Genomic DNA, 9,967 nt, shown 5'->3' with positions numbered 1-9,967 from the left:
CTACGATGAGCCAAGAACACTCTCTTATCAAATACCGCTATTTGGACCCATAGGCGCTGACGTCAGACACACCGCTCGTTTTGAACACGATGAATCACCCTGCCAAACGAAAATCAATCGGTCCTGAGCCTAGGGCATGATTGGCCTTTGGTCCATCGGTATGATGACCTCAGGCGCAGGCCTGCGGTGGCCCAAGGCACTGTGTGGTCGTTTGGTGTTGTCGTGTTTCCTCCAGCTTTCGATGACAATCTTGGCTTCTCGCAGTGAATAAATGACCTCACTGTTCAGCAGTTCGTCGCGCATTCATCCATTGAAGCTGGTGTGAGACGTCTTCGACGGTTTGCGCGATCACATGCACCACAATGCCTTCACGCTGCACATGTCCTGTTATGCGCAGCAAGCGACCGCCTATGACTGCACGGCGAAACTGTTTGTAGACGGTTTTCCAGACCACCACGTTCGAGACGCCTGTTTCGTCCTCAAGGGTCAAAAATACGACGCCCGACGCAGTGCCCGGTCGTTGGCGCGTGATGACCAACCCGCACACGGAAATGCGCTTTCCCTGCACCGGGCCAAGCGGAACATTGGGCAAGGCGGCATGGGGGGTGAGGCCTGCCATGGTGGGGCGCAACAACTCCATCGGGTGGGCCTTGAGCGAGAGGCGCATAGCGCTGTAATCCTCGACGACCTCTTCGCCCAGATGCATGGCGGGTAGGGTCACAGATGGCTCATGTATCCCTTCGCCTTCAATCGGGCCATTAAGCAGCGGCAGGGGGGTGGGGCCTGTGATGGCCTTCACGGCCCAAAGCGCATCGCGCCGCCCCACGCCCAAGCCCGCATAGGCATCGGCTTCGGCCAACCGCTCCAATACGGTAGGCGAGATCCCCGCGCGCAGCCACAGCGTCTCAGGGTCTGGATAGCCATTGCCGCGCGCGGCTACGATCCATGCGGCATCGTCTTCGCGAAAGCCCTTGATCTGACGAAACCCGAGCCTCAGTGCCAATGATCCATCGGCGCGTTTTTCCAACGTGTTGTCCCAAGCGCTTGCATTGACGCAAATCGGGCGGACTTCGATTTGGTGCTCGCGCGCATCACGCACGATCTGTGCAGGGGCATAGAAACCCATCGGCTGCGAGTTGAGCAAGGCGCAGGCAAAGGCGGCGGGATAGTGGCATTTCAGCCATGCAGATACATAGGCGAGCATGGCAAAGGCTGCGGCGTGGCTTTCGGGAAACCCGTATTCCCCAAAGCCTTCGATCTGTGAAAAACAGCTTTCCGCAAAGGTCAGCTCATAGCCGCGCTCTAACATACCATTGACGAATTTATCGCGCAGCTGACCGATGGTGCCCATCCTCCGAAACGTCGCCATGGAGCGGCGGAGTTTGTCGGCTTCGGAGGGGGAAAACCCTGCAGCAACAACCGCGATTTGCATCGCTTGCTCTTGAAAGAGCGGCACGCCGAGGGTTTTTCCAAGCACCTTTTCCAGCTTTTCAGAAGGAAAACTGACAGGCTCCTTACCCTGACGCCGGTTGATATAGGGATGGACCATGCCGCCTTGGATCGGGCCGGGGCGCACGATGGCGACCTCGATCACCAGATCGTAAAACGCCTGCGGTTTCATGCGTGGGAGGAAGTTCATCTGCGCGCGGCTTTCGACTTGAAACACCCCAATCGCATCAGCGACGCAGAGCATGTCAAAGGTTGAGGCGTCAGATTGTGGCACGGTGGCAAGCGAGAAGTGATCGCCGCCATGCTGCGCGATCAAATCAAAGCTTTTACGAATGCAGGTGAGCATGCCGAGGCTGAGAATGTCGACCTTGAGAATGCCAAGTGCATCGATATCATCCTTGTCCCACTCGATGATTGTGCGGTCTTCCATTGCTGCATTTTCAATCGGGCACAGCTCATCCAATCGGCCCTTGGTGATGATGAAGCCGCCGACATGCTGGCTGAGATGACGTGGAAATCCGATGATCTCCCCGATGAGCTTGATCGTCTGCGCAAGGCGCGGATCGCTCATGTCGAGACCCAATTCCTTGACGCGTTCTGGGGCCACGCCGCCATTGCCTGACCCCCAGATTTGCCCCGACAGATTGGCGGTGACATCTTTGGATAGCCCCATGACTTTGCCCACCTCACTGATCGCCGCACGTGAGCGGAAATGGATCACAGTGGCGCATAGGCCCGCGCGATGGCGGCCGTATTTGGAATAGATGTGCTGGATGACTTCTTCGCGGCGTTCATGCTCGAAATCGACGTCAATATCGGGTGGTTCACCGCGATGTTCAGATACAAACCGCTCGACCACCATTGTGATGGTCTCGGGGCTGACGTCTGTGATGCCCAAGAGGTAGCATAGGATGGAGTTGGCTGCAGAACCGCGTCCTTGGCACAAAATTCCCTGAGACCGCGCGAACTGAACGATGTCATGCACCGTGAGGAAATACGCAGGGAAGTCGAGTGTTTTGACCAGTGCCAGTTCTTTGTTCATCTGCGCGATGGCGGTGTCCGGGGCACCTTGTGGATAGCGGGTCTTAAGCCCCTGCGCAGCAAGGCGGGCCAAGCGATCTTGGGGTGGTTCATCGCCTGCGATCTCATCGGGGTATTCGTAGCTCAGCTCTGACAGGCAAAAGCTCGCCTTGGCGGCGATCTCAACGGTGCGACGCAGGGCGGCTGGGTGGCGCTCAAACAGGCGCTTCATATCGGCCTCGCCTTTGAGGCGGCGCTCAGAATTGGGCAAGGCGCGTGTGCCGATCTCATCGATGGTGATGTGTTCGCGCAGGCAGGTTAGTACATCCGCCAGTTGCCTGCGCGATCCGTGATGCATGAGCACATCGCCTACGGCGACCATTGGTGCGGCGGTGCGATGCGCGAGGGCGGCGCAGGAGTCAAAGTGACGCTGATCGCTGCCGTCATAACGCGGGGCTGCGCCGACAAAGACATCTGCGGGGAAGTGCTTCTTGAGAGTGGTGATCTCCGCCAGGCTGGCTTTTAGTGCCTGTTGCGGCAGCGCAATCAGGCTCATCCCCGCGCAGCCCTGTGCCACATCGCGCAGATCAAGGTAGCACGCCCCTTTGGGTGCGCGCCGCTTGCCAAGGGTCAGCAATCGCGTCAGCCGCGCATAGGCCGTGCGGTCTTGCGGAAGGGCAATCCAATGGGTGTCACTGTCCCGCAGGATCAGACGCGCCCCAATGATCAATTTGGGCAGCTGGGTGCCTTCGCCATGTTCGCGGCGCAATTCCTTGAGCGCTGAATAGGCGCGCACCACCCCCGCAAGCGAATTGTGGTCAGTGATGGCCACGCCCGTCAACCTCAGAGCCGCGGCGCGGGTAATCAACTCCTCTGGATGCGAGGCACCGCGCAGGAATGTGAAATTGGACGTGCAGCACAGCTCGGCATACCCAGGATCGAGAGAGGGGTTTCGGGGCGTCATACAAACTCACCTTGCACGAACCAATTCGGGTTTTGTGGTGTATAAAACAGCCACAGCCGCCGCCCCTCGCGGGTGTCCACGTTCCAATAGTCGCGCAGGCCTGAGCGCCAGTTGTCATCGGGCAACCACCATTCGGGGGCGATGCGCTCGGGGCCGGTTGCACGCCCTGTCGTCAGCGCCATGCGCCGCCAGCGAAACTGTGCAGGTGGCTTTGATCCGACGGCGGCAATTGGCTCGGGCGCAAACAGGTGCAAGGGGCGCGGGCGCGGGCTGGCCCATGATCCCGACGCGGTATTATACGCCGCTGAAACTCTTTGAAAGCTGCGCTCTGGGATGTGGCTGTCGGCTGGCAGAAACCGCTGGATATTGTCCAACCCGATGCGGTTGCCAAGGCGCGTGATGAGGTCCTCCAAACCATCAGGGCGCGCGGCCGTGGCCGAGGTGACCTGTGCGTCCAGAACGCGCTCGACCTGCGTGGCCTCAAGGCGCAGCTGGTCAATGCCATAGCCGGCATCCACCGCGTTAACGCCGCGCTCGAACAGCGATAAAATCCGTGCTGCATCGCGCATGGGGGCGGCCAAGCGTAGCTCGACCTGTTGTGCGCCCTGATCGACACGTCGCAGGGTCAATTGCAATTGCCGTGCGCCCATATCCTGCTCTTTGAGCTTGTCACACAGTCGCGCCAATAGGCGCTCGGTGCCCATCATCACGTCTGCGACCAATCCAATCGGGTCGGGCAACGTCAGGCGCACACCGTAGTGCGGGGCCTCGCCTAAGGGCGAGATGACCTCATCCTGCGCACCCATAGCTTGATCCAAACGCAGCACCACATCGGGGCCAAACCGTCGCGCAAGGGTGGCCCGCGGCAAGGCCATCAAGTCTCGGATCCTACGCAGCCCAAGGCGCTGCAAGGCTGTGTCGGATTTTGCATCAAGACGCAGGGCGGCCACAGGTAAAGAGGTGATATCCGCAGTGGGCGCGCGCCCGTAATGCGTCAGCGCCCATGCTGCGCCGCGCGTATCCGCCGCGGCAATCCGTCCGCTCACCCCCGCGCGGGCAAGGCGGTGGCGCATGTCGTCCAGCATTTGCGCCTCGCCGCCAAACAGATGTGCCGACCCCGCGATATTGAGCACCAACCCATCCGTGCCATCCAAGCCGACCCACGGGCAATAGCGTTTACTCCACCGCGCCAAGCTGTGCAGAAACTTCGCATCGGCGATCCTGTCGGCGGGTTGGCTTAGCAGGTCGGGGCAGTACGCCCGCGCATCCGAGAACCCCATGCCACGATGTAGACCTTGGGCCTCTGCCGCGTGGTTCAGGCAATAAATGCGATCCGTGTTTTTCTCATGGTGGATCAGCGCGAACGGGTGATTGTCATCGGCCGTCTGCTGTAGTGCTGCGCGTAGAACCCTATCGCTGGGCAACCTCGGAAACCACATTGATACGACGCGTTTGCGCATCCCACTTCACCGACCACGCCTTCTTTGTTCCTGATTTGTTCTTTATAATTTCCCATCGTTGGAGAGTCGAGTCCTCGCCTTGCTCATCAAAGAGCGGAGCGGCTTTCCAGCGCGTTTCGGCGGCGTTTGATCCCATACCCTCAGGGATCACACATAGGCCAGTCGTTCCGCCTGCCTTGGCCGCCAACTGCAACCGCCGTCCTTCGCGCAGGTTCAAAGGGCGGGTGATCTCAAGGACGACAAAGGGCAACGCCCCGTCTTTGAGCGCTTCCTCTGCCACCGCCAAGGCGTCGGCTTGGTCCTTTGGCTGTGCGAGGAGCAGGTCCGCTGGAGCAAAAAAGGGCATCAGGCCATGCGGGGCGAGCGTATCGCTTTGCCAACTTTCGCGGATCCAAAGACAACGGTCCTGCGCCGCCATGATTGCAAAGCTCTTCGCACCGACTCCACAGACCTCATGGACACGGGCAGAGCGTAGGGGAAAAGCATCTGACAAAGTGAATCGCATGAGCGGAAACATAAAGGGAGCAAAATAATGTGGCAATGCGTCCGCTTGGTGCGCCCTCAGCGTGTAAGTGATAGTGTAGGCACTCTTTGGACGTTCGTACTGAGTGCAGCAGTTGAGACGTAAGGACACATTTCAGATCTCAGACGCGGTGCAGCATCCTCTGATATGGAGACGCGAACAGCTTTGATGGTCTTGAAGAAGGTCTCGACGGCGGTATTGTCATAACAATTGCCTTTTCCAGGCATTGATACCTTGAAGTGATGTTGGCGCAGAAGTTTCTGATCGTCCTGCGAACAGTATTGCGCCCCACGATCCGTGTGACGGATGCAGTCTCTTGGGGGCGCACGGAAGGCACTGGCTGTGAAACTTAATGCGGCCTGGCCCTGGCTTGTTTGGTATTGAGAAAGGAGTGACAGTTGCAGTTCAAGTTGGACATGAAGCCGCACTACAGCGGTTAGAGCAAAATATGTGTGTTTTGTTAACTTGCACGTCGCTAAGCTGTGGCCAAAGGAACACTGCAGGCAAGGGTTTGAGGGCACGAACTAATGTGGCTGTTGCAATTAATTTGGTGCCTTTAAAGTGTTTGTAAGTATGAATTGACGGAGCATGTTTTCGCAGATGCCTAAGAAAAAACTCTATATTGCGGATGATAATATTGAATTCGCAGAGTACCTTAGGACGGTGGCCGAGCGTTCGGGCTGGGAGGTTGAAACCTGCTTGAATGGAAATGAGCTGCTTGCTTTGCTGGAGAGCGGTGAAGGTCCGGCCGTGGTTTTGGTTGATATCAATATGCCAGAAAAGGACGGTATTGAGGTGATCGAAGGGCTGTCAGACTTTTCTCGCCCTTTGCGGTATCGCTTTATGACTGGTGGCGCGGATGCGCCGATGCTGGCTGCAAAACTGATGGCCCGGGCGCGCAACCTGTCGGTGGGGCGCAATCTGTACAAACCCATCCCACTGGAAACTCTAAAGAATGTTCTGGGAGAGGAATGGGATCTGCTGATGCAACTTGAGAAACGCCCAAATCTTCCCGCTGAATGATTGTTCTTTAACTAGATATCGCTTTTCCAATATTTTTTCAAAAGTATTACTCGCTGATTTGCTTTGGGTGAACATCTCCCCATGAACCAACCCTATGAACCTGTCCGAAGATCTGTTTCTTGAGATTTTCTTGCAAGGCGCATAAATATTTAGCTATTCGATAAATCTTCCCCAGCGTAAACCTGAACTGGAACAACTGCATGTTTACGAGTGGGTTTTACGCTGAGTTTACCCGCGTGTTGGGGGTGAAGTGCAAATATGAGCTTGGGTTTTGAGTAACGTTTTTCAGTCTGCCGGTCGGGTGTTTTCTAGGTTGGGCTTTGGTGTTCTAACGACGCAGGGCCTATCTGAAGAGGCGGCGAACCGGCTGCGACGCAGTCAGATGCGCGGTACGATCGAGCAGATGCGTGTCATGCTGCTGGGCAATACACTATTTGCGCCGGCCCTGTCCCTGAATGCTTGGGGCCTTGGCCGGGATGGTTTGGTCCTTTTGTGGACGGCCTCGATAATTCTTTTCTCTTGGTGGATTTTTTATTCCTGGACAAAGGTTTATCAAACGACTGGATCCGCCGAGGATATGCGTGGCTTTGTGATCCAAACTTTTTTTAACTCGCTGTTCTGGACCATCGGAATGGCATTGTTTTATCCAATCGTTGAAGGGGATCAGAAAGCTATTATTACCGGGATCATGGCCGGTTCCCTGGCCTTGGGGACAACCGGGTTTTCGCATGCGCCTTTGGCGGGAATGACCTATTTGGCCGTCCAGACAATTGGCAATTCTCTGGTGGCACTTGTCTGCGCTCTGACATTGGGGTCCAATTCGGATTTTCTTATTGCTGGATTGATGGTTGCAGCTGGGGTCAGCCTGTTCAATGCCACGCTGGAGGCGGCAAAAGCAGCCAGGCTTGCCTTCAACACCCATGAGAGCCTCAGCGCCAAAAGCGAGGTCGTTGAGCTTTTGCTTAAGGATTATGAAGAGCAGGCGACGGAATGGCTGTGGCAGACAGACAAAGACGGATTGCTCCTGAGCGCGCCCGCTCAGGTCCTGGAGATGTGCACCCCTTTGGACGAAGAAGCTGAGGGTATCAATCTGTTCGAGCTCCTGGCGGCCAATTGTACTGCTGCAGCTCGGCAGGATATTGAACATCTTCAACAGGCCTTGCAGGACAAAGTGGAATTCCATGATGTGCGCCTACCCTTGAACAGTGTGATTAATGGTGAAGTGCACTGGATCTTGGTGAAGGGGCGGCCGCAATATGAGCGGGGTAGGTTCCAAGGCTTCCGTGGGATCTTTGCGGATGCTACTGCAGCAGTGGTGGCTGAGCGAAAGGTGCAGTTTCTGGCTTCTTTTGATGGGCTTACGGCTCTGTTGAACCGGAACTCGATCCAAAAGAAACTATCAGAACTACGGGCAGATGATCACTATGCGGCGGCCCTATTGGTCGATTTGGATGGCTTCAAGCAGGTCAATGACAGTTATGGTCATCATGTGGGCGATCTATTGCTCAAAAAAGTGGCGGATCGACTGCAAGAGAGCACTGGCGGTAATACCTGGGTTGCGCGGCTTGGAGGGGATGAGTTCCTGGTCATGATGAACCGTGACAAGCCTCTAAGCACTGCCGAGATTTCCTGGATGGCGCAGTCCATATGTGAGCGTTTGTCACAGCTATTTCAGGTCGAAGATTTTGTTGTGCAGGTGACGGCCTCCATCGGGGTTTCCAGGTTTCCAGAAGACACGCAGCAGGGGCTGGAGCTGCTGTCGTTGTCAGATATGGCACTGTATGAATCCAAGAGCGCGGGCCGTGATCGCATCACCTTTTTTGACGCCGAGATGCAAAACAGGCTTACCCTGCGCAACACCACCATTGAACGCTTAAAACGGGCCGTTCGGGCCGGCGAAATTGACACCCACTACCAGTCTCAGCATGTTCTGAGTGATGGGCGGCTTGTGGGGTTTGAAGCGCTTGCACGTTGGGAGGATGAAGAGCTTGGTCGCGTGCGACCAGATGTATTTATATCCATAGCGGAACAAACGGGTTTGATCGTTGAGCTGGGCGAACACCTATTGCGACGCGCCTGCCAGGACGCGAGGACATGGATGGATCTGATGCCGGAGGCGCCCCCGGTTGTGTCGGTGAATATATCCCCCGTCCAATTCGCCAGAACGGATGTAACCGGACTGGTCTCCCGGGTGTTGCATGAAACGGATCTGCCGCCAGAGCTATTAGAAGTGGAAGTCACCGAAGGGGTTTTGATCACCTCCAAGGAAAAGATCGCGGCGACCTTGCAGGAGCTGTCGGAGCTGGGCGTCTCCATCGCCTTGGATGATTTTGGCACGGGGTATTCTTCGCTGAGCTATCTTAAAGATCTGCCGCTCAATAGGCTCAAAATTGATCAGTCCTTTGTCAGAGATCTTTCCAAGACGGCCTCCAGTCCAATTGTCAGTACGATTGTGCAGCTGGGGCATAACCTCGGCCTCTCTGTGATCGCCGAAGGGGTTGAGGATCAATCCAATGTTGAGCTTCTGACCCAGCTTGGGTGTGACGATGGCCAGGGTTATCTGTACAGCCGCCCAATGACCCGCAAAGACACCGAGCGCTTTGTGACGGAGATTGCTGCGCAGGCCTCCGGCCAATAGAATTTGGGCAGCGCCTTTGCCCCCTCAGGCGGCCATCAAGGCGTACCGATGCAGGCTGGTGCCGCGGGGGATGGAACCTCCTTCCGTGCCTCGTGGTTACCCTTAAGGGCGACGAAGGGTAACGGTTTTGTGCGCTTGACCTGCGACAAACTGCGGGTACCCTTCGAAAAAACAAGGGAAAATCGGATGATTGGATATGTAACTGTTGGCGTTTCGGATATCGAAAAGGCCAAGGCGTTTTATTGTGATCTCTTTGCGGATCGCGGGGCAAAGGTGATCATTGATGCGGGGCGCATTGCGATGATCGGGGCCACCCCCAAGGAGGCGATGATTTCGGTCTGCGAGCCCTATGACAAAAATGACCCGCAGCCGGGCAATGGCAACATGGTGGCCTTTGCCGCAAAGAGCAAAGAAGAGGTTGATGCGCTATATGCCAAGGCGATTTCTTTGGGCGCGCGTTGCGAGGGCGCGCCCGGGCAACGTATTCCTGACCGGTTCTACGGCGCCTATGTGCGCGATCTTGATGGCAACAAAATTGCCTTCTACCTCTTTGGCTGATGCCCGAGCTGGTCTGGCGGACCTCTCCGCCGGGCCAGATTATTGCTGCTAAGGGGCAGCCCCTGGCGCCGCTCCGTCATGATGGGTTTTCTGTCCGCTTGCCCGTTCAGGGTTTTGAAGGACGTGCCACCGCATCGATGTGGCCAGAGTTTTCCAATAAAACCTAAGTACTGTTTGGTCTTCTCGCGCAGGACCATGTTTTGGCTTTGGCTCGGGGCGATGGGGTCGTCGCAATTCTTTGCAAAACTGAAGCAAAGCCGAAGGACGCGCCATGTTTGTGCCACATTTGAACCGAGTTTGTGCCTCGGTTCTCTTGCTACAGTTGAGCCTAG

The 9,967-nt window shown here is 56.4% G+C and carries 6 protein-coding genes and 2 pseudogenes; 3 read left to right on the top strand and 5 right to left on the bottom strand.

All coding sequences use genetic code 11. The annotated features are described in order from the left end of the window. Window positions 1-162 precede the first annotated feature (162 nt). From AN476_RS22530 to AN476_RS22925, 5 genes and pseudogenes are all read right to left on the bottom strand, one after another. A pseudogene (locus AN476_RS22530) lies at window positions 163-303 on the bottom strand (integrase core domain-containing protein); the annotation flags it as partial. After that, on the bottom strand, window positions 278-3,433 hold the full coding sequence (locus AN476_RS18040) for an error-prone DNA polymerase (protein ID WP_083464390.1): 3,156 nt from the start codon (window positions 3,431-3,433) through the stop codon (window positions 278-280). The pseudogene AN476_RS22530 and the gene AN476_RS18040, both read right to left, overlap by 26 nt. Then, the gene (locus AN476_RS18035; RefSeq protein ID WP_253279930.1) at window positions 3,430-4,893 is read right to left on the bottom strand and encodes a DNA polymerase Y family protein; all 1,464 of its coding nucleotides are present in this window, start codon (window positions 4,891-4,893) and stop codon (window positions 3,430-3,432) included. The genes AN476_RS18040 and AN476_RS18035 overlap by 4 nt, the downstream gene beginning before the upstream one ends. Then, complete coding sequence (locus tag AN476_RS18030) at window positions 4,844-5,398, bottom strand: ImuA family protein (protein WP_054463182.1); 555 nt, start codon at window positions 5,396-5,398, stop codon at window positions 4,844-4,846. Before AN476_RS18030 ends, AN476_RS18035 begins: the two co-directional genes overlap by 50 nt. A 179-nt stretch (window positions 5,399-5,577) precedes the next feature. Then, window positions 5,578-5,772: pseudogene (locus AN476_RS22925) on the bottom strand (IS3 family transposase); the annotation flags it as partial. Window positions 5,773-6,016: 244 nt separating this feature from the next. On the opposite strand from AN476_RS22925, the gene AN476_RS18025 reads away from it, so the two are divergent. The 3 genes from AN476_RS18025 to AN476_RS18015 all read left to right on the top strand — a co-directional run bounded on the left by AN476_RS18025 (window position 6,017) and on the right by AN476_RS18015 (window position 9,635). Further along, window positions 6,017-6,439, top strand: coding sequence for a response regulator (locus AN476_RS18025; RefSeq protein ID WP_172684850.1), 423 nt, complete (start codon window positions 6,017-6,019; stop codon window positions 6,437-6,439). Window positions 6,440-6,710: 271 nt separating this feature from the next. Beyond that, a complete protein-coding gene (locus AN476_RS18020; RefSeq protein ID WP_157063801.1) occupies window positions 6,711-9,077 on the top strand; it encodes a bifunctional diguanylate cyclase/phosphodiesterase in 2,367 nt (788 codons plus the stop codon). Between the two features lie 186 nt (window positions 9,078-9,263). Then, a complete protein-coding gene (locus tag AN476_RS18015) occupies window positions 9,264-9,635 on the top strand; it encodes a VOC family protein (RefSeq protein WP_054463174.1) in 372 nt (123 codons plus the stop codon). The last annotated feature ends 332 nt before the right edge of the window (window positions 9,636-9,967 follow it).

The sequence above is a fragment of the Phaeobacter sp. 11ANDIMAR09 genome (assembly GCF_001294455.1).
Taxonomy (GTDB): Bacteria; Pseudomonadota; Alphaproteobacteria; order Rhodobacterales; family Rhodobacteraceae; genus Pseudophaeobacter.
The sequence above is the reverse complement of the archived record's forward strand: the minus strand, read 5'-3'. Positions and strand labels throughout refer to the sequence as shown.

Bases quoted from the DNA above. Each gene is read 5' to 3' on its own strand.
- AN476_RS18025 (WP_172684850.1), top strand. From the start codon at position 6,017: ATGCCTAAGAAAAAACTCTATATTGCGGATGATAATATTGAATTCGCA.
- AN476_RS18030 (WP_054463182.1), bottom strand. From the start codon at position 5,398: ATGCGATTCACTTTGTCAGATGCTTTTCCCCTACGCTCTGCCCGTGTC.
- AN476_RS18015 (WP_054463174.1), top strand. From the start codon at position 9,264: ATGATTGGATATGTAACTGTTGGCGTTTCGGATATCGAAAAGGCCAAG.
- AN476_RS18040 (WP_083464390.1), bottom strand. From the start codon at position 3,433: ATGACGCCCCGAAACCCCTCTCTCGATCCTGGGTATGCCGAGCTGTGC.
- AN476_RS18035 (WP_253279930.1), bottom strand. From the start codon at position 4,893: ATGCGCAAACGCGTCGTATCAATGTGGTTTCCGAGGTTGCCCAGCGAT.